The sequence below is a fragment of the Pantoea cypripedii genome (assembly GCF_002095535.1).
GTDB lineage: Bacteria > Pseudomonadota > Gammaproteobacteria > Enterobacterales > Enterobacteriaceae > Pantoea > Pantoea cypripedii.
Window position 1 is genome coordinate 928,259 of the sequence record NZ_MLJI01000001.1, and the last position, 21,576, is coordinate 949,834.

The 21,576-nt window shown below is 58.2% G+C and carries 23 protein-coding genes; 15 read left to right on the plus strand and 8 right to left on the minus strand.

The window, feature by feature from the left end; translation table 11 throughout:
- Positions 1 to 11 precede the first annotated feature (11 nt).
- On the plus strand, positions 12 to 974 hold the full coding sequence (gene puuE / locus HA50_RS04125) for an allantoinase PuuE (protein WP_084872918.1): 963 nt from the start codon (positions 12 to 14) through the stop codon (positions 972 to 974).
- Between the two features lie 48 nt (positions 975 to 1,022).
- On the opposite strand, the gene hpxZ is transcribed toward puuE, so the two are convergent.
- Genes hpxZ through HA50_RS04145 form a run of 4 tightly spaced genes read right to left on the minus strand, consistent with a single transcriptional unit; the run spans position 1,023 to position 4,586 of the window.
- On the minus strand, positions 1,023 to 1,406 hold the full coding sequence (gene hpxZ, locus HA50_RS04130; RefSeq protein ID WP_084872920.1) for an oxalurate catabolism protein HpxZ: 384 nt from the start codon (positions 1,404 to 1,406) through the stop codon (positions 1,023 to 1,025).
- Between the two features lie 2 nt (positions 1,407 to 1,408).
- Complete coding sequence (locus HA50_RS04135) at positions 1,409 to 2,806, minus strand: AtzE family amidohydrolase (RefSeq protein ID WP_084872922.1); 1,398 nt, start codon at positions 2,804 to 2,806, stop codon at positions 1,409 to 1,411.
- On the minus strand, positions 2,803 to 2,988 hold the full coding sequence (gene hpxX, locus HA50_RS04140; RefSeq protein ID WP_084872924.1) for an oxalurate catabolism protein HpxX: 186 nt from the start codon (positions 2,986 to 2,988) through the stop codon (positions 2,803 to 2,805). Before hpxX ends, HA50_RS04135 begins: the two co-directional genes overlap by 4 nt.
- Before the next feature lie 11 nt (positions 2,989 to 2,999).
- The gene (locus HA50_RS04145) at positions 3,000 to 4,586 is read right to left on the minus strand and encodes a gamma-glutamyltransferase family protein (RefSeq protein WP_084872926.1); all 1,587 of its coding nucleotides are present in this window, start codon (positions 4,584 to 4,586) and stop codon (positions 3,000 to 3,002) included.
- 122 nt (positions 4,587 to 4,708) lie between these two features.
- On the opposite strand from HA50_RS04145, the gene hpxU reads away from it, so the two are divergent.
- The 9 genes from hpxU to uraH all read left to right on the plus strand — a co-directional run bounded on the left by hpxU (position 4,709) and on the right by uraH (position 11,924).
- Complete coding sequence (gene hpxU, locus HA50_RS04150) at positions 4,709 to 5,548, plus strand: MurR/RpiR family transcriptional regulator HpxU (protein WP_084872928.1); 840 nt, start codon at positions 4,709 to 4,711, stop codon at positions 5,546 to 5,548.
- 192 nt (positions 5,549 to 5,740) lie between these two features.
- Complete coding sequence (locus tag HA50_RS04155; protein WP_084872930.1) at positions 5,741 to 6,526, plus strand: transporter substrate-binding domain-containing protein; 786 nt, start codon at positions 5,741 to 5,743, stop codon at positions 6,524 to 6,526.
- 12 nt (positions 6,527 to 6,538) lie between these two features.
- Positions 6,539 to 7,207 (plus strand): amino acid ABC transporter permease, encoded by a 669-nt coding sequence (locus HA50_RS04160; protein WP_084872932.1) that lies wholly within the window; start codon positions 6,539 to 6,541, stop codon positions 7,205 to 7,207.
- A complete protein-coding gene (locus HA50_RS04165; RefSeq protein ID WP_084872934.1) occupies positions 7,204 to 7,860 on the plus strand; it encodes an amino acid ABC transporter permease in 657 nt (218 codons plus the stop codon). Before HA50_RS04160 ends, HA50_RS04165 begins: the two co-directional genes overlap by 4 nt.
- Positions 7,841 to 8,572, plus strand: coding sequence for an amino acid ABC transporter ATP-binding protein (locus tag HA50_RS04170; protein ID WP_084872936.1), 732 nt, complete (start codon positions 7,841 to 7,843; stop codon positions 8,570 to 8,572). The genes HA50_RS04165 and HA50_RS04170 overlap by 20 nt, the downstream gene beginning before the upstream one ends.
- A 21-nt stretch (positions 8,573 to 8,593) precedes the next feature.
- On the plus strand, positions 8,594 to 9,829 hold the full coding sequence (locus HA50_RS04175; RefSeq protein WP_084872938.1) for a pyridoxal-phosphate-dependent aminotransferase family protein: 1,236 nt from the start codon (positions 8,594 to 8,596) through the stop codon (positions 9,827 to 9,829).
- Entirely contained in the window at positions 9,826 to 11,085 is a 1,260-nt protein-coding gene (gene hpxK, locus HA50_RS04180; RefSeq protein ID WP_084872940.1) for an allantoate amidohydrolase, read from the plus strand. Before HA50_RS04175 ends, hpxK begins: the two co-directional genes overlap by 4 nt.
- A gap of 12 nt (positions 11,086 to 11,097) precedes the next feature.
- On the plus strand, positions 11,098 to 11,592 hold the full coding sequence (gene uraD, locus HA50_RS04185; RefSeq protein ID WP_084872942.1) for a 2-oxo-4-hydroxy-4-carboxy-5-ureidoimidazoline decarboxylase: 495 nt from the start codon (positions 11,098 to 11,100) through the stop codon (positions 11,590 to 11,592).
- A complete protein-coding gene (uraH, locus tag HA50_RS04190; protein ID WP_084872944.1) occupies positions 11,589 to 11,924 on the plus strand; it encodes a hydroxyisourate hydrolase in 336 nt (111 codons plus the stop codon). The genes uraD and uraH overlap by 4 nt, the downstream gene beginning before the upstream one ends.
- A 9-nt stretch (positions 11,925 to 11,933) precedes the next feature.
- On the opposite strand, the gene HA50_RS04195 is transcribed toward uraH, so the two are convergent.
- On the minus strand, positions 11,934 to 12,701 hold the full coding sequence (locus tag HA50_RS04195; RefSeq protein ID WP_084872946.1) for an amidohydrolase: 768 nt from the start codon (positions 12,699 to 12,701) through the stop codon (positions 11,934 to 11,936).
- A complete protein-coding gene (locus tag HA50_RS04200) occupies positions 12,689 to 13,849 on the minus strand; it encodes a pyridoxal phosphate-dependent aminotransferase (protein WP_084872948.1) in 1,161 nt (386 codons plus the stop codon). The genes HA50_RS04195 and HA50_RS04200 overlap by 13 nt, the downstream gene beginning before the upstream one ends.
- Before the next feature lie 132 nt (positions 13,850 to 13,981).
- On the opposite strand from HA50_RS04200, the gene HA50_RS04205 reads away from it, so the two are divergent.
- Genes HA50_RS04205 through HA50_RS04215 form a run of 3 tightly spaced genes read left to right on the plus strand, consistent with a single transcriptional unit; the run spans position 13,982 to position 15,820 of the window.
- Positions 13,982 to 14,596 (plus strand): methylthioribulose 1-phosphate dehydratase, encoded by a 615-nt coding sequence (locus HA50_RS04205; protein WP_084872950.1) that lies wholly within the window; start codon positions 13,982 to 13,984, stop codon positions 14,594 to 14,596.
- On the plus strand, positions 14,593 to 15,276 hold the full coding sequence (gene mtnC, locus HA50_RS04210) for an acireductone synthase (RefSeq protein WP_084872952.1): 684 nt from the start codon (positions 14,593 to 14,595) through the stop codon (positions 15,274 to 15,276). Before HA50_RS04205 ends, mtnC begins: the two co-directional genes overlap by 4 nt.
- Position 15,277: 1 nt before the next feature.
- A complete protein-coding gene (locus tag HA50_RS04215; RefSeq protein WP_084872954.1) occupies positions 15,278 to 15,820 on the plus strand; it encodes a 1,2-dihydroxy-3-keto-5-methylthiopentene dioxygenase in 543 nt (180 codons plus the stop codon).
- Positions 15,821 to 15,868: 48 nt separating this feature from the next.
- Here HA50_RS04215 and mtnA read toward each other — a convergent pair whose 3' ends face one another.
- Positions 15,869 to 16,888, minus strand: a complete 1,020-nt coding sequence (gene mtnA, locus HA50_RS04220; protein WP_084872956.1) for an S-methyl-5-thioribose-1-phosphate isomerase — start codon at positions 16,886 to 16,888, stop codon at positions 15,869 to 15,871.
- A 105-nt stretch (positions 16,889 to 16,993) separates the two neighbouring features.
- Here mtnA and mtnK point away from each other — a divergent pair, with 105 nt between their 5' ends.
- Positions 16,994 to 18,193 carry an S-methyl-5-thioribose kinase gene (mtnK, locus tag HA50_RS04225; protein WP_084872958.1) on the plus strand — a complete coding sequence of 400 codons (1,200 nt, stop codon included), beginning with the start codon at positions 16,994 to 16,996 and terminating at the stop codon, positions 18,191 to 18,193.
- A gap of 72 nt (positions 18,194 to 18,265) precedes the next feature.
- On the opposite strand, the gene fadE is transcribed toward mtnK, so the two are convergent.
- The gene (gene fadE / locus HA50_RS04230; protein WP_084872961.1) at positions 18,266 to 20,710 is read right to left on the minus strand and encodes an acyl-CoA dehydrogenase FadE; all 2,445 of its coding nucleotides are present in this window, start codon (positions 20,708 to 20,710) and stop codon (positions 18,266 to 18,268) included.
- 254 nt (positions 20,711 to 20,964) lie between these two features.
- Between fadE and lpcA the strand changes: the two genes are divergently transcribed.
- The gene (gene lpcA, locus HA50_RS04235; protein ID WP_084872963.1) at positions 20,965 to 21,543 is read left to right on the plus strand and encodes a D-sedoheptulose 7-phosphate isomerase; all 579 of its coding nucleotides are present in this window, start codon (positions 20,965 to 20,967) and stop codon (positions 21,541 to 21,543) included.
- The last annotated feature ends 33 nt before the right edge of the window (positions 21,544 to 21,576 follow it).

Below are 21,576 nucleotides of genomic sequence, written 5' to 3' on the forward strand. Positions count from 1 at the left end.
GAATTTACAGAATGAGTGATGTATCTGAAAAGAAAGAGTACAGCTTCAACAAAAACTATCCACGCGACCTGATCGGCTATGCCAGTCAGCCACCCCATGCCCGCTGGCCGGATAAAGCGCGCGTCGCGGTGCAGTTTGTCCTCAATTATGAAGAGGGGGCAGAGAATAACGTGCTGCACGGCGATGCCGGTTCCGAGCAGTTTCTTTCCGACATCATCGGTGCAGCCAGCTACACCGATCGCCATATGTCGATGGACTCGTTATACGAGTACGGTTCACGCGCCGGGTTCTGGCGCATCCACAACGAATTTCAAAAGCGCGGTTTGCCGCTGACCATTTTTGGTGTGGCGATGGCGCTGGCTCGTCACCCGGAAATTGTCGCAGCAATCAAAGCCGCTGACTATGACGTGGTCAGCCACGGCTGGCGCTGGATCCACTATCAGGGCATGGATGCGAAAACCGAGCGCCAGCATATGCAGCAGGCGGTGGATGTGCTGAAAGATTTGTTCGGTAAAGCGCCGACCGGCTGGTACACCGGGCGCGACAGCCCCAACACCCGCCGTCTGGTGGTGGAGCAGGGCGGCTTCAGCTACGACAGCGATTATTACGGTGATGACTTACCGTTCTGGACCCAGGTCACCTGTCAGGATGGTACGGTCAAGCCGCATCTGATCATTCCGTATACGCTGGAATGTAACGATATGCGCTTTGCCTCGCCGCAGGGGTTCAACACCGCCGAGCAGTTCTATACCTATCTGCGTGACACCTTTGATGTGTTGTATGAAGAGGGGGAAACTGCGCCGAAGATGATGTCGATTGGCATGCATTGTCGTCTGCTGGGGCGTCCGGGCAAATTCCGTGGCCTGCAACGCTTCCTCGACCATATCCAGCAGCATGATCGGGTCTGGGTATGCACCCGCCAGCAGATCGCCGATCACTGGATGGAAACACATCCGGCCCCGACAGCCGGATAAGAGCACCCGCCGCGGCACGATAAATTGCGCCGCGGCGGCAATAAATCGCTAGTTCATCAAACTCACCTGCGCGGCAACAATGCGCCAGCCGCATGGCAGCCGTACCCAGGTTTGCTGCTGACGGCCAATCCTCTCCGTTCCCTCACGGGTAAACTCGGTGCTGCACACCGCAAAGTCATCGCCATAGGTGGTGATCACCGTGTGGCGTAACGTACGATCCAGTCCGGCCGAGGGGCGTGCGGCACGAAACGCGCGGATCTCTTCGATGCCATACAGATTCTCACCGGCACCGAGACGTACCGTGCGGCTGTCATGCCAGAACAGCTCATCCAGCACCTCCACGTCATTGCTGATCAGCGCCTGCTCGTAGCGATAAAACGCCGCTGTCACTTCGGCGACAATCGCCGGGCGATCAATATGTTCAGGTGTCATGCTTATGCGTCCATCAGGGTGGTTTGCGGCAGAGTAAGCCCTTGCTGTTGCAGCGCCCAGGCGGCGCGCAGTGCGAGGTGTTCTTTAAACGGTGCGGCGATCAGCTGCAATCCAATCGGCAGGCCGCTCGCCGTCGGCAGCGGTACGGTACACACCGGCAGGCCGAGGAAGGAGATCGGCTGAGTCAGCATCCCCATACTGGCGCGCGTCGGCAGATGCTGGCCGTTGATATGAATGGTTTCCTGGCCGATGGTGGTGGCGCTGCACGGCGTTGCCGGGGCGATCAACACATCGAACTGCTCAAACAGCGGCAGTATCTGTTGCTGGAAATGACGACGGAAGCGCTGTGCCTGCACATACCAGGCGGAGGGCAGCATCGCACCGGCCAGCAGGCGTTCGCGTGAGTTTGGTTCGAAACGTTCCGGCATCTCGCGCAGTTTTGGCAGGTAGTGATTGCCTCCTTCCGCTGCGGTAAGGATAAAGGCGGCAGAGCGGGCAATCTCAGCATCTGGCATCGTGACTTCATCGCTGGCTGCCAGCGCTTTGGCCACCACGGACAGCGCGGCACGCGCATCATCATTGCACCAGGTGGAGAAGAAGCCGCCTAACACGCCACAACGTAACCCTGCCGATCCCTGCGTCAGCGTGTCGCTGGCCGTCATCACAGGTTGCGCGGCCTGAAAGGCATCGCTGGCGTCAGCGCCCTGCAAAATGTCGTACACCAGGCTGAGATCTTCCACGGAACGCGCGAAGGGGCCGATATGGTCGAGGCTGGCGACGAACGGGTGGCTGCCGCTGCGGGATAAACGGCCAAAGGTAGGCTTCAGGCCGAAAATGCCGCACAGCGAAGCCGGGACGCGAATTGATCCGTTGGTATCGCTGCCGAGCGAGAAATGCACCAGCCCGGCCGCGACGGCGGCGGCCGATCCGCCGGAGGAACCACCCGCCACCCGCGTCAGATCGCGCGGGTTATGGGTGGGGCCATAATGGGTGTTCTCGGTGGTGAAACCGTAGGCGTAAGCATCCATATTCAGCATCCCGGAGAGCAGCGCCCCTTGTTGCCGCAGCTTGCTCACCGCCCAGGCATCTTCGCGCGCTGCCGGACGTTCGCTGAACAGGCTGGCCCCGGCCAGGGTACTGTGACCGGCGACGTCAAACAGGTTCTTCACCGCATAGGGAATGCCCGCCAGCGCCGGTAAGGTTTCCCCGCGCTGGCGTTGTGCGTCCAGCTGATCCGCTTCTTTCAGCATGCGCTGACCGGTGACTTCGGTCCAGGCGTTGAGTGCCGGGTTATGCTGTTCAATCGCGCTTAACGTGTGTTCGGCGATGTCACGCGCACTAATCTCACCGTTGCTCAGTGCCTGTTGCAGCGCGCTGATGGAGAGGGCAGAAAGTTTCATAGCTTATACACTCCCGCCACTTCCAGACGATCGTCGAGCGGATAAGCCATCAGCGGTTCAGCCATCGCGGCAATGCGATTAAATTGGGTCAAAAGTTCGGCGCGGCGCGCCTCATCCAGCTCCAGCGCCAGAATCTGTTCCATCTGGGCGATATAGGCGGCCCAGTCCGGTTGTGCACTCATCAGTTTTCTCCTTAGAAACCAGCGGCGCTGCCGTTGCTGCGCGGATCAAACGCGCCTTCCAGCATGCCGTTATTATGGCGAACGATGGCACCCGCATGGCCGACCACCTCGCTAAAATCAGGTAACAGCTCCACTTCATGGCCCAGTGCACGGAGCTGCTGCACCGTTTCCGGTGCCACGCGCGCTTCCAGCTTGAGGGAGTCAGAGGATTGGCCCCAGGTGCGGCCGAGCAGCCAGCGCGGCGAGCTTACCGCCTGTTGCAGTGGCAATCCCTGGATGACATGGCGGGTAAAAATCGCCGCCTGGGTCTGTGGCTGGCCGTCGCCGCCCATCGATCCATACACCATGGTGCGGCCATCTTTCAGGCGTGCCGCCGCCGGGTTAAGGGTGTGGAACGGTTGTTTGCCGGGAGCCAGTGCCAGTAGGTGGCCGGGCTGCAAACTGAAGGCCGCGCCACGGTTCTGCCAGGTGATACCGGTGCCCGGCAGCACCACGCCGCTGCCGAATTCGTGATAAATGCTCTGGATAAAGGAAACCGCCAGCCCGCTGCTGTCCATCACCCCCATCCACACGGTATCTCCCGGACCTTTGCCGGTGCCCCATGGAGCGGCACTGGCATCATCAATCTGCGCGGCCAGGCCAGCGAGATGATCGGCATCCAGCAGGCTTTGTACATCAATGTCGATATGGCGCGGATCGGTAATATGTTGATCGCGCAGGGCAAAGGCTTTCTTGGTGGCTTCAACGATGCGGTGCACGGTCTGCGTTTCATCGGCATCCGCCATATTGAGCTGGTCGGTAATGCCCAGAATCGCCAGCGACACCAGCCCCTGGGTGGGTGGCGTCATGTTCCAGATATCGCCTTCGCTGTGTGCCAGATGCAATGGCGTACAGCGGCGGGCCTGCTGGCGTTGCAGATCTTCGAGGGTGACCGGCATGCCGAGTGCCGACATTTCCCGTGCCAGATGATGCGCCAGTTCACCGCGATAAAAACTGTCTAATCCCTGCTCGCACAGCAGGCTGAGGGTATTGGCCAGCGCCGGTTGGGTGAAACGGCTGCCTGCCGCAGGCACTTCGCCATCGGGCAAAAAGGTGGCAGCAAACCCCGGCTGATCCTGCAATTCATGGCGTTTAGCGGCGGTGGCGGCAGCCTGCGAGTCAGTGACGGGAATGCCATCAGCGGCATAGCGGATAGCGTCACGCAGCAGGCGTGGCAGCGGCAGCGGTGTCGCTCCCAGCTCGGCGGAGTAGTTCAGGGCCTCCTGCCAGCCGCTGACGGTGCCTGCCACGGTCAGTGCCGCTTTCGGTCCGCGATGTGGAATTTTTGTTGCGCCGTGATAAAAATCGAAGTGCGCCAGAGAACCGGCGGCACCGCTGGCATCGATAGCGATGGGATCGCCGCCCGGCGGCACAATCAGCCAGAAGCCGTCACCGCCCAGCCCGTTCATATGCGGGTAGACCACGGCGATAGTGGCGGCAGCCGCGACCATGGCTTCAATGGCGTTGCCACCTTCGCGCAGCACCGCTAAGGCGCTTTCGCTGGCGAGATGGTGCGGGGTCACGGCCATGCCTAATGGCGCCATATTGCTCTGTATCATAGTGAACTCATTTTTCGGGTACGTGGGGAAGTTATAGCAAGAGCTGTTCCAGTTTTGGCAGGAAAACCATTGTGGATCGATTTATGCTAGCTTGTGATGAAACGAAAGTTACAGGACGAATGATGAAACAGTTAGATGAACGCCTCCGTAGCCACTATCCGCAACTGTCGCCGCAGGAGCAGCGCATTGCCGATTTTGTCTTTGACCATTTTGACGACCTGATCAGCTACAACAGCGCGGAACTGGCGCGGCTGAGTGGTGTGTCAAAAGCGACGGTGAGCCGCCTGTTCAAGCGCCTTGGCTACGAAAAATACAAAGATATGCGTGATGAGCTGCGTACCCTGCGCCAGAGCGGTATGCCCCTGACGGACAACCGCGATGCGGTGCAGGGCAACACGCTGCTGTCGCGTCATTACAAGCAGGAGATGGCGAACCTGACGCAGTGGGTCAACAGCATTGATCCGCAGCAGTTTGGCGAGGTGATTCAGGCGCTGGCACAGGCGAAACGGCTGTTTATCGTCGGCATGCGTAATGCCTATCCGGTAGCGCTGCATCTGCGCCAGCAGCTGATGCAGGCGCGTCCTCAGGTCCATGTGCTGCCGCAACCCGGCCAGACGCTGGGTGAGGAGCTGGTGGATATCACCCCGGAAGATGTGGTGGTGGTGATGGCGTTTCGCCGTCGGCCCCGCATCCTCCGCCCGCTGATGCAGCAGCTGCAACAAAGTAATATCCCGGTGCTGGCGCTGTGTGAACCGCAGGCGCAGGGGGTGATCACCCTGGCGCGCTGGCAGCTGTGTGCACCGCTCGACAGCGTCTCCGCCTTCGACAGCTACGCCTCCGCCATGAGCCTGGTGAACCTGCTGGCTAACGCCCTGTTGCATGAAATGTTGTCGCAAGGTCGTCAGCGTATTCATCAAATCGCCGACCTTTACCAGCATCTGGATGAGCTGGAACACCGTTAAAGGGCACCGTTTTGGTGCTTTGCACCTTTTTTGATCGCTTTAACGTCCCGGCGCTGCGCCGGTTTTTTTCACCCTGATAAAGCTGCAACCCTGATTTTTCGTGGAAGTGTTCTTTTTGTTTCGGTTGGCACATTAGTTGCAGAACGATTCATCAAGAATCTTTTGTTTCACGTAAACTCACCGGGGTGCATAATGAAAAAAGTTTTAATGGCAGTGGCAGGCGCTGCGTTAATGATGGCGCAGGTCGGTAGCGCGATGGCCGATCAGCTGCAGGACATCCAGAAACGCGGTGTTATCCGCATTGCCGTACCGCAGGACTTCCCGCCGTTTGGTTCAGTCGGCACCGATTTACAGCCGCAGGGCTATGACATCGACATGGCGAAGTACCTCGCCAAAGAGATGAAACTGAAGTTGCAGCTGGTGCCTGTCTCCAGTGCTAACCGCGTGCCGTATCTGCAAACCGATAAGGTCGATCTGGTGATCTCCAGCATGGGGAAAAATGCCGAACGTGAAAAAGTGATCGACTTTAGCCGTGCTTACGCGCCGTTCTTCCTGGGCGTGTTTGGTCCGAAAGGCGAAGAAATCAAAGATGCAGCGGCACTGAGCGGAAAATCCATCGGCGTTACCCGTGGTGCGGTCGAAGATATGGTTCTGAGCGATGTGGCACCGAAAGACGCCGATGTGAAACGTTACGAGGATAACAACACCACGCTGTCTGCTTATCTTTCTGGTCAGGTGCAGTACATCGCCACCGGCAACCTGGTCGTGGCCGCGATCGCACGCCAGAACCCGGCCAAAGCCCCGGTTGCGCAGTTTATGCTGAAAGACTCCCCGTGCTTTATCGGCCTGAAGAAGGACGAGCCTGCGCTGAAAGATAAAGTGAACACCTTGATCGAGCAGGGCATTAAAGATGGCACCCTGAACAAGTTGTCCGAAGAGTGGCTGAAAGCGCCACTGCCGGCCAACCTCGGCGCATAAGAAGGACGGCCAATGATTGGGCAACTTAACTTTGCTGCGCTCTGGCCGCACTGGCCGGAGCTGCTGGCGGGGCTGTGGGTCACCATCCAGCTGACGGTGCTGGCGACTGTAGGCGGTGTTGCGCTGGGGATTCTCGGTGCGGCACTGCGCAGCGGCAAACCCAGCTGGCTGAGCCGTATCTGGGGCATTTATGTCGAGCTGATTCGTAACACCCCGTTTGTAGTGCAGCTGTTTTTTATCGTCTTTGGTTTGCCCAATCTTGGTCTGAAACTGACGGCGGGCGAAGCAGCGCTGCTGGCGATGCTGATTAACCTCGGTGCCTACAGCACTGAAATCATCCGCGCCGGTATCCAGGTGACGCCGAAAGGGCAATGGGAAGCTGGGCGTGTACTCGGCCTGACCCGCAGCCAGACATTTTTTCGCGTGGTGTTGCCGCCGTCGTTGCAACGCATTTACCCGGCGCTGGTCAGCCAGTGCATCATCGTGATGCTGGGGTCGTCCGTGGTGTCGCAGGTCTCCTATGAGGAACTGACCTTCGCCGCCAACCTGATTCAGTCGCGCACGTTTTTGAGTTTTGAAGTCTATCTGGTGACCACGTTGATTTACCTGGCGTTGTCGATTGCCATGCGTCAGCTGCTGCTGGCAGTGGGACGTAAATGGTTTGGAGCGCTGCCATCATGACGACCTTTACCGACTGGGACATCCTGCGCAACCTGCTGCTGGCGGCGCGCTGGACGATTTTGCTGTCGCTGGTGGCCTTCTTTGGTGGCACGCTGGTGACCCTGCCGCTGCTGTTTTTACGCCTGCTGCGTAAGCCGTGGCTGATGCGGGTTATCCGCGGTTACACCGAATTGTTTCAGGGCACGCCGTTACTGATGCAGCTGTTTCTGGCGTTCTTCGGCGTCGCGCTGTTTGGTATTGATGTCGCCCCCTGGACCGCCGCCTCGCTGGCGCTGACGTTCTACACCAGTGCTTTTCTGGTGGATATCTGGCACGGCAGTATCCGTGCGTTGCCAAAAGGTCAGTGGGAAGCGTCGCGCTGCCTCGGCCTGACGTTCGGCCAGACGCTGTACCGCGTGATTGCCCCGCAGGCGATCCGCATTGCCATCGCCCCGACTGTCGGTTTTGCCGTGCAGGTGATTAAAGGCACGGCGCTGGCGTCCATCATTGGTTTTGTCGAGCTGACCAAGGCAGGCACCATTCTGAACAACGTGACTTATCAGCCGTTTAAGGTGTTTGGCCTGGTGGCGCTGGGTTACTTCCTGATGTGTTATCCGCTGTCTCGCTACAGCCAGTACCTGGAGAAAAAATTCAATGCCGCTCATCACCATTAATCAGGTACAGAAGTACTACGGCGACAATCATGTGTTGAAAGGGGTCGATCTCGATATCGAAATGGGCGAGGTGATCTCCATCATCGGCCGCAGCGGGTCGGGTAAAAGTACCTTGCTGCGCTGCATGAACGGACTGGAAGGCTATCAGGAAGGCAGCATCAAACTCGGCGGCATGACCATTACCGACCGGGAATCCCAGGCGCGTGACATCAGCCGTTCGGTCGGCATGGTGTTCCAGAGCTTCAACCTGTTCCCGCATATGACGGCGCTGGAGAACGTCATGCTGGCACCGCGCCGCGTACTGAAAAAGAGCGAGGCGGAGTGCCGGGAACTGGCAAAACAGATGCTGGAAAAAGTCGGCCTCGGTGAGCGCCTCGACTATTACCCGGCCAATCTTTCGGGCGGTCAGCAGCAGCGCGTGGCGATTGCCCGTGCGCTGGCGATGCAGCCCAAAGTATTACTTTGTGACGAGATCACCTCGGCGCTCGATCCTGAGCTGGTGGGTGAAGTGCTGAAGGTGCTGGAGCAACTGGCAGCAGAAGGCATGACGCTGATTCTCGTGACACATGAAATGAACTTCGCCCGCGACGTGGGCGATCGTGTGGTCTTTATGCATCAGGGACGCGTCTGGGAGCAGGGCGACAGCAAAACGGTGTTCGCCAATCCGCAAACCGCGGAACTGAAACAATTTATCTCGACGGTTCGTCTCTAAGCCAATAACAAGGAATTCATCATGGACATCGCGCAGTTTCCGCAAATCAATCCACCGCAACGCCTGCTGATGGGGCCGGGGCCGATCAACGCTGATCCGCGCGTACTGCGCGCCATGTCTACACAGCTGATTGGTCAATACGACCCGGCGATGACGAATTACATGAATGAGGTAATGGCGCTGTATCGCGGCGTATTCCGTACCGAAAACCGCTGGACCATGTTGATCGACGGCACTTCACGCGCCGGGATCGAAGCGATTCTGCTGTCGGCGATCCGTCCGGGCGACAAAGTGCTGGTGCCGGTATTCGGTCGTTTTGGTCATCTGTTGTGTGAAATTGCCCGCCGCTGCCGCGCGGAAGTACACACCATTGAGGTGCCGTGGGGCGAAGTGTTTACGCCGGATCAGATCGAAGACGCCATAAAGCGTATTAAGCCGCGTCTGCTGCTGACTGTGCAGGGTGATACCTCCACCACCATGCTGCAACCGCTGGCTGAGCTGGGTGCCATTTGCCAGAAATATGGCGTGCTGTTCTACACCGATGCCACCGCCTCGCTCGGCGGCAACGCGCTGGAAACCGATGCCTGGGGCCTTGATGCGGTTTCGGCGGGGATGCAGAAATGCCTCGGCGGTCCGTCGGGTACGTCACCCATTACCCTCAGCCCGCAGATGGAAGCGGTGATCCGCAAACGTAAATGCGTGGAGGAGGGGATCCGTACCGCCGATCATCAGGACGGTGAGGACGAGATGATCTACTCCAACTACTTCGATCTTGGCATGATCATGGATTACTGGGGGCCGGAGCGTCTGAACCATCATACCGAAGCCACCACGGCGTTGTTTGGTGCGCGTGAGTGCGCGCGTCTGATCATGCAGGAAGGTCTGGATAACGGTATCGCCCGTCATAAGCTGCATGGCGATGCGCTGCTGAAAGGTATTCAGGGTATGGGGCTGGAAACCTTCGGTGACCTGCAACATAAGATGAATAACGTGCTGGGTGTGGTGATCCCGCAGGGCGTGAACGGCGACCAGGTGCGCAAGCTGGTGCTGGAAGATTTCGGCATTGAGATTGGCACTTCGTTTGGCCCGCTGCACGGCAAGGTTTGGCGCATCGGGACCATGGGCTACAACGCGCGCAAAGATTGCGTGATGCAAACCCTGACGGCGCTGGAAGCGGTGCTGAATCATCTGGGCTTCCGTTCCACACAGGGTGCGGCGCTCCAGGCGGCCTGGGATCATTACGGGAGCCACGCATGAGTGAAAGCCTGATGACTGCCAGCGAGGCGCAGTCCGCCGCCGCACGCGTCATGGCGCGCTGCGATGCGCTGGCTGAGATCAGTGAAACGGAAGATGGCCTGATGCGGGTCTACCTCTCGCCGGAACAAATGCGTGCTAATCAGCGCGTCGGTGAGTGGATGCAGGCCGCAGGTATGACGGTATGGCAGGATGCGGTTGGCAATATCTGCGGCCGCTATGAATCCGCCACGCCGGGTGCACCGGCGCTGCTGCTCGGTTCACATCTCGATACCGTACGTAACGCCGGTCGCTATGACGGGATGCTTGGCGTATTGAGCGCGATTGAAACCGTACAGTGGCTGCACGATCACCAGCAGCGTCTGCCGCTGGCGATTGAGATTGTCGGCTTCGGCGACGAAGAGGGCACGCGTTTTGGTATTACGCTGCTGGGCAGCCGTGGCATCACGGGCAGCTGGCCGGAAAGCTGGATCACCCATCCTGACGGCAATGGTATTACGGTTGCCCAGGCGATGCAGGATGTTGGCTTAGACGCAGCAAAAATCCTTGATGCGGCGCGTGATGTTAATGATATCGCCGCCTATCTGGAGCTGCATATTGAGCAGGGGCCATGCCTGGAACAGGAAGATCTGGCGCTCGGTGTGGTCACCGCCATCAACGGGGCTCGCCGCCTGAATTGCCGTTTTACCGGCGAAGCAGGCCATGCGGGTACGGTGCCGATGACGCATCGTAAAGACGCACTGGCCGCAGCGGCCGAATGGATGGTGTTTATCGAGCAGACCACTCGCGAGCTGGATCCACAGCTGGTGGCGACGGTGGGAACGCTGCACTGCGCGCCAGGGGCGGTGAATGTCATCCCTGGTGACGTGCAGTTGTCACTGGATGTGCGCGGCCCGCAGGATGAACCGCTGGCCCGTCTGCTGTCGCTGTTACTGACCCAGGCGGAAGCCATTGCCTTACGCCGTGGCCTGACCTTCAGCGCTGACGAGTATTATCGTATCGCTGCGACGGCCTGCGATGCGCGTCTGCAACAGGCGCTGAGTCATGCGCTGGAAACGGTGCAGGGGCGCAGTTTGTCGCTGCCAAGTGGTGCCGGACACGATGCGATCGCTATTGCCGAGCGCTGGCCGGTGGGGATGCTGTTTGTGCGCAATCATCGCGGTATCAGCCACCATCCGGCGGAATCAGTGCAAACGGCGCACGTAGCGCTGGGTGTGCAGGCGTATTTGCAGGCGGTGTGCGATCTGGCACGGGCATAAAGGAGTGGTGGCATGAATCTGGAGAGCTTTAATCAGTTGTCGCCAGCGGAAGCACAGGCGGCGATTGCCCATTGTGTCGCCATTCCCGCCTGGCAACAGGCGCTGGTGGCGGCTCGCCCGTTCACGGATAGCGCCGGGTTGATCGCCGAGGCCGAGGCACTGGCCCAGCGGTGGCAGGGGGCGGAACTGGAACAGGCGCTGAGCGCTCATCCACGCATTGGTGAGAAAGCGCAGGGCAAAGGCAAAGAAGCCACGTTTTCACGCAGCGAGCAATCCGCCATGTTGGATGCAGACGGTGCGTTGCAGTTTGCCATGCTGGCGGGGAATCAACGCTATGAACAGCGTTTTGGCCGGGTGTTTCTGATTCGCGCCAAAGGTCGTAGCGGCGAGGAAATGCTGGCGGAGTTGCAGCGCCGCCTCAATAATGATGCCGCGACAGAACAGCAGGAAGCGCTGGCACAATTACGGGAAATCACTTTGTTACGGCTGAAGGAGAGCATCACATGAGCACCATCACCACGCATATTCTCGATACTTCGCTGGGTAAACCGGCGATTGGTGTGGCGATTTCGCTGGAGCAGAATAGCCCGGAAGGCTGGCTGCCGCTGGCACAGGGCAAGACCGATACCGACGGGCGAATTAAAGATTTGACGCCAGAGCCGTTAGCGCCGGGGCATTATCGACTCACCGCTGAAATTGGGGATTATTTTGCCGCAGCGGGTCGTGATGCGCTGTACGTCAGCGCGCAGATTGATTTTGTGCTGGGGGAAACCGGCAGCCATTATCATCTGCCGTTCCTGATTTCCCCGTGGTCGTGGTCAACCTATCGCGGCAGCTGACAGACAAGGTTACAACGTGAACGCATCCGCATCGCGCCACGCCGGGAAGCGTTCACGATACGCCTGCAACTCCTCCAGCGACAACTCAGCATCAATGCGCGCCCGCGCAAACGGCTCAGCGGCGGCCAGGATGTCACCCAGCGGTGAAATAATCCGGCTATCGCCGCTGTACTGGTGCTGATTACCGTCGCTGCCGACGCGATTACAACCCGCGACATAGGCCTGGTTTTCAATCGCCCTTGCCAGCAGCAGTGACTGCCAGTGCAGCGCACGCGGCGCGGGCCAGTTGGCGACAAACAGCGCCAGATCATAATCGTTGCGGTTGCGGGTAAAGACCGGGAAACGCAGGTCATAACAAATCTGCGGCAGAATGCGCCAGCCACGCCAGGTAAACACCTCGCGCGTTTCACCCGCGACATAATGCTGATGCTCATTCGCCATGCGGAACAGATGGCGCTTGTCATACTGATGCAGCGTGCCATCCGGTTCCACCAGCAGGAAACGGTTTACCGCGCCTTTTTCGGTCTGGATTGCCGCGCTGCCGCCGACCAGCGCATTGCTGGTTTTGGCATGCTGGTGCAGCCACGCTACCACTTCTTCCTGCGGCAGCGAGCTTTCCGCTGCTTCCATCGCGAAGCCGGTAGTAAACATCTCTGGCAGCAGGATCAGATCGCGCCCTTCAATGCCTTTCAGCACGCCGTCGAAATGGCGCAGATTCGCTGCACCATCCATCCAGCTCAGAGTTTCCTGCAAAACGGTAATTTTCAAAGCTGACATAAACGCTCCGCAGCGGCGTCGAGCGTCGCTTCCTGTTTGGCAAAGCACAGGCGGATCAGCTTATGCGGGAAAGGATCGGCGCAGAACACCGACAGCGGAATCGCCGCTACGCCGACTTCTTTAGTCAGCCACTGGCAGAAACTCACGTCATCCAGATCGGAAATGGCGCTGTAGTCTGCCAGCAGGAAGTAGGTGCCTTCACAGGGCAGCACTTCGAAACGACTTTTCGCCAGCGCCTGTACCAGACGGTCGCGGCGGGCGCGATAAAATTCTGGCAGCTCGCGATAGTGCTCCGGCTCGGCGCGCAGCATATCAGCAATCGCCAGCTGCGCCGGGGTATTCACCGAGAAGGTCAGGTACTGGTGCACTTTGCGGATTTCCGCACTGATCGCCGCAGGTGCCACGCAGTAACCCACTTTCCAGCCGGTCATATGGAAGGTTTTACCAAAAGACGACACGGCAATCGCGCGCTGACGCAATTCGGCATGGGCCAGCACGCTGGCATGTCCCTCTTCGGCGAAGCAGATGTGCTCGTAAACTTCGTCGCTCAGCACATAAATTTCCTGGGCGGCGATGGCCTGCCACAGCTGCGCGTAATCACTCTTGCGCCAGACGGTGGCGGAAGGGTTGTGCGGCGTATTCAGAATCACCAGACGGGTTTTGGCGCTCAGCAGGCTCTGGAATGCGTTCCAGTCCACGCGGAAACCCGGTGGCTGCAAGGCAATGCGTTTCAGCACGCCACCGGCCAGCTGCACGGCAGGGGCATAGCTGTCGTAACTCGGATCGAAGCAGATCACTTCATCGCCCGGACGCACCAGCGCGGTAATGGCGGCGTACAGCGCTTCGGTCGCTCCGGCGGTCACGGTGATATCGCTGTTAACGTCAGGTTTGTGACCATACAGCTCTGCCGTTTTGTCGGCGATGGCTTCGCGTAACGGTAATGCACCGGTCATCGGGGCATACTGATTAGCACCCTGGCTGACGTGATACGCCAGGCGTTCCTGGAGATAGCGCGGACCGTCGAAATCAGGAAAACCCTGCGACAGGTTAATGGCGTTATGTTGCTGCGCCAGCGCGCTCATTTGGGTAAAAATGGTGGTGCCGAGTGCCGGTAATTTGCTCTCGGGAATCAGGTTGTGCTGCGTCATTGATCTTTTGCCTTAAGCGCGAATGTCGTTGCGGAGTTAACCCTCTGTTGCTGCCACTATAAACAGGATGTTAATATTTGGCAATCGAGACGCTTAGACGTCCAAACTAACCTGCGGGATATCAATATCGCTATGACCGATTTTCTTCCACTGGAACAGCTGGTGGCTGCCTGCCACTGGATTGGCGCAAAAGGCTGGGCACCGGCCACGGGCGGTAACATGTCGGTTCGTCAGGATGACGAGTATTGCCTGCTGAGCGCCTCGGGCAAGGACAAAGGTCGCCTGACGCGTGATGATTTTATTCAGGTGGAGATTGCCACTAACGAGGTGCCGTCCGGACGTAAGCCATCGGCGGAGACCGGTCTGCACACCCTGATTTATCGTCTGTTCCCGGAAGCCGGTGCCGTGCTGCATACGCATACTGTCAATTCGACGGTGTTGTCACGGGTGGAGAAGGGCAGCGCGCTGCTGCTAAGCGGTTATGAGATGCAGAAAACGCTCGCCGGTCAGGACACCCATCTCAACACCGTGGCGATTCCACTGTTCGATAACGACCAGGATATCGATGCTCTGGCAGAACGCATTGCAGCCTTTGCCGCTGAAACACCGCTGCGTTATGGTTTTCTGCTGCGTGGCCACGGCCTGACCTGCTGGGGTAAAGACGTCAACGAGGCCCGTCGTCATCTGGAAGGGCTGGAATTTTTGTTTGAATGTGAATTACAACGTCGGCTGCTGGAGGCCAGATGATTCGCGCAATTGTTACCGATATTGAAGGCACCACCAGCGATATCCGCTTTGTCCACAACGTGTTATTCCCGTATGCCCGCCAGCATCTGGCGACCTTTGTGCGTGAGCATCAGGCGGAGCAGGCGGTCACCGCCGCGCTGGAGGCGGTGCGGCAGGAATCCGGCGCACCCGAGGCCACGCTGGATGAAGTGATCGCCACACTGATTAGCTACATCGACCTGGATCGTAAATCACCCGGCCTGAAAGCGTTGCAGGGCATGATTTGGCGTGATGGCTATGTCGAAGGCCAGTTTACCGGCCATCTCTATCCTGATGTGCTGCCCGCGTTTGAACGCTGGCGTCAGCAGGGTAAAGCGCTGTATGTATATTCCTCCGGTTCGGTGGCGGCGCAGAAATTGTTATTTGGCTACAGTGACGAAGGTGATTTAACGTCGTTGTTTAGCGGCTATTTTGACACTGGCGTCGGTGCCAAGCGTGAAAGCCAGTCCTACCGCAATATCGCGCAGCAAATCGGCCATGATGCGTCTGAACTGCTGTTTCTGTCCGATATTCACCAGGAGCTGGACGCGGCGGCTGAAGCGGGCTGGCGCACCCTGCAATTAATTCGCGGCGAGGCGGATAGCGAAAGTCGCCATCGTCAGGTAAACGATTTTTCCCAGATTAACCCGGAGTCGATTTAGGATGAGTGCACTGACCATTTTTACCGATACTGAAGCCAGCCAGCCGGTGTGGCACAGCAGCGATGCAGAAGCGATTCGCGAGCGTCTGAACGCCAAAGGCGTCCGTTTTGAGCGCTGGCAGGCCGATCGCGATCTGGGTGCTAACCCGGATTCTGACACGGTGATTAACGCCTACCAGCATGCGATTGATCGTCTGGTGGCAGAGAAAGGTTATCAGAGCTGGGATGTGCTGAGCATGCGTGCGGATAACCCGCAGAAAGAAGCGCTGCGCAGTAAGTTTCTTAACGAACATACCCACAGCGAAGATGAAGTGCGTTTCTTTGTCGAAGGTTCCGGTTTGTTCTGCCTGCATCTTGATGGTCAGGTGTATCAGATTCTGTGTGAAAAACAGGACCTGATTTCCGTGCCAGCCGGTACGCCGCATTGGTTCGATATGGGCTCTGAACCACACTTCACCGCAATCCGTATTTTCGATAATCAGGAAGGCTGGATTGCCAATTTCACCGGCGACAGCATCGCGGATGCGTACCCGCGTCTGGCGTAGTCTGGTACGGAATTCAACAAGGTCGGGATAAATCCCGACCTTGTTTATTTACGGCTTAAAAATCCCTTCCTGAACCTGCTCAGGCGTAACCACGCCGGTATCCAGCACCCAGCCACTGATAAGCGCAGCGGGCGTTACATCAAACGCCGGGTTGTAAACTGCCGCATTCTCGGGTGCCCATTGCACGCTACCAAAACTGCCGGATACGCCGGTCACTTCGCTGGCGGCACGCTGTTCAATCGGAATTGCGTCACCGTTCGGGCACAGGCGGTCCAGCGTGGTATGCGGCGCAGCCACATAGAACGGAACGCCGTGATAATGCGCCAGCACCGCCATGCTGTAGGTGCCGATTTTATTCGCCACATCGCCATTGGCAGCGATGCGATCCGCACCGACCCAAATCGCATCCACCACGCCGCGCGCCATCAGGCTGGCGGCCATTGAATCGGTGATCAGGTGATAAGGAATCCCCAGTTCACCCAGCTCCCAGGCGGTGAGACGACCACCCTGTAACAGCGGGCGGGTTTCATCCACCCAGACATTTTTCACTTTGCCCTGCTGATGCGCATGGGCAATCACCCCGAGCGCGGTGCCGACACCCGCCGTAGCCAGGCCGCCGGTGTTGCAGTGGGTCAGCAACTGGCTGCCCGGCGTGACCAGTGCGCTCCCCGCGCGGGCGATGTTGTCGCACAGTTGTTTATCTTCCGCCACCAGGCGCAGCGCTTCTGCCGTTAGTGCGGTGACAAAATCGTTCTCTGCCAGCGCCAGTTTCATGCGGTCCAGATTGTTCATCAGGTTGACCGCCGTCGGGCGTGCCGCCCGCAGCACCTCCAGCGCTTCTGCCAGCCCGGTTTTAGTCATGCCCTGCTCAGCCAGCAGCGCCAGCAGCAGACTGGCGGAAAGACCAATCAGCGGGGCGCCACGCACACGTAACGCGTGGATATGAGCTACCAGCTGCGCAACATCGTGCGCGGGTAGCCAGTTTTTCTGCTGCGGCAATGCCTGCTGGTCAAGGATCCACAGCTGGTTATCACGAATTTCCAGGCTGGTTGTGCGAAGTGTTTGCATGGTGTGAAATCTCTGTTGCGTTAATGGCGGCTATTGTGCCAACATGCGTGACGGATGTATAGACGTCTGAACGGCTTATTACTTACGATTCACGAGGAACAGGCAATGTCGCAATACCGTACGTTCACCGCTGCCGATGCTGTGGAATATGCAAAACAATTTGGCGGTGTGGACGATCCGTCAGCGCTGGTGAGCGCCGAGGAGATCGGTGATGGGAATCTCAACCTGGTGTTTAAGATTTACGACAATCAGGGCGTCAGCCGTGTGGTGGTGAAACAAGCGCTGCCGTATGTTCGTTGCGTGGGTGAATCCTGGCCGTTAACCCTTGACCGTGCACGCCTCGAAGCGCAGACGCTGGTGGAGCACTACAAACATTGCCCGCAGCACACCGTGCATGTCACCCATTACGACGCCGAACTGGCGGTGATGGTGATGGAAGATCTCTCCAGCCATCGTATCTGGCGTGGCGAGCTGGTGAAAGGCGTGTATTATCCGCAGGCCGCCAGCCAGCTGGGCGAATACCTGGCGCAGACTTTATTCCATACCTCGGATTTCATCCTGCATCCGCATAAGAAAAAAGCGGAAGTGGCGCGCTTTATCAACCCGGAAATGTGTGAAATCACCGAGGACCTGTTTTTTAACGATCCTTACGTCGATCATGAACGCAATAAATACCCGGCGGCGCTGCAATCGCTGGTGGAAAGCCTGCGCAGCGATGACGCATTACGCATTGCGGTCGCTGGTCTGAAGCATCGCTTCTTCGCCGATGCCGAAGCCTTGCTGCACGGCGATATCCACAGCGGATCGATCTTTGTGGCGGATGGCAGCCTGAAAGCGATTGATGCCGAGTTTGGCTACTTCGGGCCGATCGGTTTTGACGTCGGTACCGCGCTGGGCAACCTGCTGATTAACTACTGCTGCCTGCCGGGCCTGCTGGCCCCGCGTGAAGCGGCGGAAGCGCGTGAACGTCGCCTGAGCGATGTGCATCAGGTGTGGAGCACCTTTGCCAGCCGTTTCCTCGAACTGGCACAGGCCAAAACCACCGATGTGGCGCTGGCATATCCCGGCTATGCTGCGGCTTTCCTGCGCAAAGTGTGGAGCGACACCATTGGTTACTGCGGCACCGAGTTGATTCGCCGTACCGTGGGAATGTCACATGTCGCTGATTTCAAAAATATTGGCGATGACGCCATGCGTACCGAGTGCATTCGTAACTGCATCACGCTGGGTCGCACGCTGATTCTGGCGGCCAACCATATTGATGATGCGGATGGGTTGATTGCCCGTATTCGTCAGGCGAGTTAAAGAATAAAGCCTCCCGCAAGGGAGGCTTTTTTGCGCGATAAATCGCGCCGCTACGACCGGGTGCGAGCAGGTTTATGCTGCTTCGCTGGCGCGTGCGGGTGTTTTAGTTTGTGGCTTTGGCACAGCAAGGGCTTCCGGCGCAAACTCATCCACGTTGATGGCACGCAGACGGCTGGCCTCGGCGCGGGTCAGGATCTTCGCTTCGGCTTCGTCAATCCAGCCTTCTTTCAAACCACGTTGTGCCAGCTGATCCAGCCGGGTGAAGGAAAGATTTTTCTTCAGTTGCAGGCACAGACGATCGTGAATCACTTCCGCCGCCATCACATCCTGTAGCGCCTGTTCCAGCTGGCCCGCCGGATTGTGCGCGCTCGGTGCCAGATACTGGCCGCGACCCAGACGGGTACGCGTCGCGGAGGGCAGTTGCAGCAGTTTCGCCAGCTTATGATCGAGCTTATCAGACGGTGCCGGGCAGTGATGTCCACCAGCAAAGATCACCAGACGCAGCGCACCGGCGACAAAACGATTCGGGAAGTTGCGCAGCAGGTCGTCGATGGCCACTTCAGCCTGATGCAGCGCATCCTGGACACCCCAGTGCACCAGCGGCAGATCGGCTTCGTTACGGCCTTCGTCCTCATAACGTTTTAAGGTTGCTGATGCCAGGTAAAGCTGGCTCAGGACATCCCCCAGACGCGCAGAGATGCGCTCACGACGTTTCAGGCTGCCGCCCAGCACCGCCATGGCCACATCAGCCAGCAGCGCCAGGTTAGCGCTCAGGCGGTTCATTTGCTGATAATAACGGCGGGTGGCGTCGCGGGTGGGCGTCGCGCTGGTGCGACCACCGGTCAGGCCCAGCCACAGGCTGCGAACTTTATTGCTGCCCACATGGCCGATATGGCTGAACAGCGCGCGGTCAAAGGCGGCCAGATCGTTTTTCGCTGCGGCATTCATCTCTTCCAGTACCCACGGATGGCAGCGAATCGCTCCCTGACCGAAGATAATCATACTGCGCGTCAGAATATTGGCACCTTCGACGGTAATGGCAATCGGTGCACCCTGGTAGGCACGGGCGAGGAAGTTATTCTCGCCGAGCATGATGCCTTTGCCCCCGGCGATATCCATCGCATCAATGATCGACTGCTGGCCGCGATGGGTGCAGTGATATTTAACAATCGCCGACAGCACCGCCGGTTTTTCGCCCAGCATAATGCCGCTGGTGATCAGCGTTGCTGCCGCATCCATCACGTAGGCATTTCCGGCAATGCGTGCCAGCGGTTCTTCAATCCCTTCCATTTTGCCGATAGACACTTTGAACTGGCGGCGAATGTGCGCATAGGCACCGGTCGCCAGCGCGATACTTTTCAGGCTGCCAGTGGAGTTGGACGGCAGGGTAATGCCACGCCCGACCGAGAGGCATTCCACCAGCATACGCCAGCCCTGACCGGCCATCGCCGGGCCGCCGATAATGTAATCAATCGGGACGAAGATATCTTTGCCACGCGTCGGGCCATTCTGGAACGGCACGTTCAGCGGGAAGTGGCGGTGACCAATTTCCACGCCTGGCGTATGGGTGGGGATCAGCGCGCAGGTAATGCCCAGTTCTTCGGTATTGCCCAGCAGGTGATCCGGGTCGGAGAGTTTAAAGGCCAGGCCGAGCACGGTAGCAATCGGTGCCAGGGTGATATAACGCTTGTTCCATGTCAGGCGCATGCCGAGCACTTCTTTGCCCTGCCATTCCCCCATACACACCACGCCGGTATCCGGGATGGCTCCGGCGTCAGAACCGGCTTCCGGGCTGGTCAGCGCGAAGCAGGGGATTTCGTCGCCGCGCGCCAGGCGTGGCAGGTAATGATCTTTCTGCGCATCGGTGCCGTAGTGTTGCAGCAATTCACCCGGGCCGAGGGAGTTAGGCACACCAACGGTGATGGCGAGGATACCGGATACGCCGGCCAGTTTTTGCAGCACGCGCGCCTGAGCATAGGCAGAGAATTCGAGGCCGCCATACTCTTTTTTGATGATCATGGCGAAGAAACGATGTTCTTTCAGATACGCCCACAATTCCGGCGGCAGATCGGCCATTTCGTGGGTGATCTGAAAATCGTTCGCCATACGGCAGGCTTCTTCTACCGGGCCATCGAGAAAGGTTTGTTCCTCTTCTGTCAGACGTGGCTGCGGGTAGTTGTGCAGCTTCTGCCAGTCCGGCTTACCGCGGAACAGGTCGCCTTCCCACCAGGTAGTACCGGCGTCGATGGCTTCTTTTTCGGTGCGCGACATCGGCGGCATCACTTTCTGAAAGCTGTGCAGTATTGGCTTCGAAAACATGCTGCGACGCATCGCGGGCAGGTTAAAGGGCAGCAGGATAATGGCGAGCGGCAGCAACAGCCAGGGCGTCCACAACCCGCTAAAGGCGAGGGCTGCGGTCCACAGCAGCAGGATAGCGCTGCTGAAGCGCAGGGAAAGTTGATGGTAGAAGAGGGCGCTAATCAATATCAGCGTCGCAACGATTGAGGCAACCAGCATAATGAACCGCTCCGTAAGTTGTAAGAGGTCTGACCTGTTATATATAGAGGTTTAGAGCAGCGCCGAAAATTTATCAATCTGTTTACAACACAATTACAACCCAACTCACAAAATCGTCGGGGTGAGTTGATCTGACACACGACTTCACGCTTTTTACCGCCCGGCACCGGGCTTTCTCCTGCGCCTGTGCTTTGCGCCTCAACGTCATTCCGTTAAACTTGCAGGGGTCAATCTTTCCTCTAAAGGACATCCCTATGTATCAGGACATTATCCGGTCAGAACTTAATGAAGCCGCCGATACGCTGAACAATTTCCTCAGCAATGAAGCCAACATCCATGCGATTCAGCGCGCGGCGGTGTTGCTGGCGGATAGCTTCAAAGCGGGTGGCAAAGTGCTCTCCTGCGGCAACGGCGGCTCGCATTGCGATGCCATGCACTTCGCCGAGGAGCTGACCGGGCGCTATCGTGAAAACCGTCCTGGCTACCCGGCGATTGCCATCTCTGACGTCAGCCATCTTTCCTGCGTCAGCAACGACTTTGGTTACGATTACGTGTTCTCGCGTTATATCGAAGCGGTAGGGCGTCCGGGTGATGTGCTGCTCGGTCTGTCTACTTCCGGCAATTCCGCCAACATCATCAAGGCGGTGGAAGCGGCACGCGCGCAGGGGATGAAGGTCATCACCCTGACCGGCAAAGACGGCGGCAAAATGGCCGGTAGCGCGGATATTGAAATCCGTGTGCCGCATTTTGGTTATGCTGACCGCATTCAGGAAATTCATATCAAAGTCATCCATATCCTGATGCTGCTGATTGAAAAAGAGATGGTGAAGTAAGTCGTGGCTTCTCCTCCCACGCCGGTGGGAGGA

What these genes read in the sequence shown, in the direction of transcription:
- hpxX (WP_084872924.1), bottom strand. Translation starts at nt 2,988, where the DNA reads ATGAGTGCACAACCGGACTGGGCCGCCTATATCGCCCAGATGGAACAG.
- hpxK (WP_084872940.1), top strand. Translation starts at nt 9,826, where the DNA reads ATGAGTGAAAGCCTGATGACTGCCAGCGAGGCGCAGTCCGCCGCCGCA.
- fadE (WP_084872961.1), bottom strand. Translation starts at nt 20,710, where the DNA reads ATGCTGGTTGCCTCAATCGTTGCGACGCTGATATTGATTAGCGCCCTC.
- HA50_RS04145 (WP_084872926.1), bottom strand. Translation starts at nt 4,586, where the DNA reads ATGATACAGAGCAATATGGCGCCATTAGGCATGGCCGTGACCCCGCAC.
- hpxZ (WP_084872920.1), bottom strand. Translation starts at nt 1,406, where the DNA reads ATGACACCTGAACATATTGATCGCCCGGCGATTGTCGCCGAAGTGACA.
- hpxU (WP_084872928.1), top strand. Translation starts at nt 4,709, where the DNA reads ATGAAACAGTTAGATGAACGCCTCCGTAGCCACTATCCGCAACTGTCG.
- puuE (WP_084872918.1), top strand. Translation starts at nt 12, where the DNA reads ATGAGTGATGTATCTGAAAAGAAAGAGTACAGCTTCAACAAAAACTAT.
- mtnC (WP_084872952.1), top strand. Translation starts at nt 14,593, where the DNA reads ATGATTCGCGCAATTGTTACCGATATTGAAGGCACCACCAGCGATATC.
- uraH (WP_084872944.1), top strand. Translation starts at nt 11,589, where the DNA reads ATGAGCACCATCACCACGCATATTCTCGATACTTCGCTGGGTAAACCG.
- HA50_RS04170 (WP_084872936.1), top strand. Translation starts at nt 7,841, where the DNA reads ATGCCGCTCATCACCATTAATCAGGTACAGAAGTACTACGGCGACAAT.
- HA50_RS04165 (WP_084872934.1), top strand. Translation starts at nt 7,204, where the DNA reads ATGACGACCTTTACCGACTGGGACATCCTGCGCAACCTGCTGCTGGCG.
- HA50_RS04195 (WP_084872946.1), bottom strand. Translation starts at nt 12,701, where the DNA reads ATGTCAGCTTTGAAAATTACCGTTTTGCAGGAAACTCTGAGCTGGATG.
- mtnK (WP_084872958.1), top strand. Translation starts at nt 16,994, where the DNA reads ATGTCGCAATACCGTACGTTCACCGCTGCCGATGCTGTGGAATATGCA.
- HA50_RS04200 (WP_084872948.1), bottom strand. Translation starts at nt 13,849, where the DNA reads ATGACGCAGCACAACCTGATTCCCGAGAGCAAATTACCGGCACTCGGC.
- uraD (WP_084872942.1), top strand. Translation starts at nt 11,098, where the DNA reads ATGAATCTGGAGAGCTTTAATCAGTTGTCGCCAGCGGAAGCACAGGCG.
- HA50_RS04155 (WP_084872930.1), top strand. Translation starts at nt 5,741, where the DNA reads ATGAAAAAAGTTTTAATGGCAGTGGCAGGCGCTGCGTTAATGATGGCG.
- HA50_RS04215 (WP_084872954.1), top strand. Translation starts at nt 15,278, where the DNA reads ATGAGTGCACTGACCATTTTTACCGATACTGAAGCCAGCCAGCCGGTG.
- mtnA (WP_084872956.1), bottom strand. Translation starts at nt 16,888, where the DNA reads ATGCAAACACTTCGCACAACCAGCCTGGAAATTCGTGATAACCAGCTG.
- HA50_RS04175 (WP_084872938.1), top strand. Translation starts at nt 8,594, where the DNA reads ATGGACATCGCGCAGTTTCCGCAAATCAATCCACCGCAACGCCTGCTG.
- HA50_RS04135 (WP_084872922.1), bottom strand. Translation starts at nt 2,806, where the DNA reads ATGAAACTTTCTGCCCTCTCCATCAGCGCGCTGCAACAGGCACTGAGC.
- HA50_RS04205 (WP_084872950.1), top strand. Translation starts at nt 13,982, where the DNA reads ATGACCGATTTTCTTCCACTGGAACAGCTGGTGGCTGCCTGCCACTGG.
- HA50_RS04160 (WP_084872932.1), top strand. Translation starts at nt 6,539, where the DNA reads ATGATTGGGCAACTTAACTTTGCTGCGCTCTGGCCGCACTGGCCGGAG.
- lpcA (WP_084872963.1), top strand. Translation starts at nt 20,965, where the DNA reads ATGTATCAGGACATTATCCGGTCAGAACTTAATGAAGCCGCCGATACG.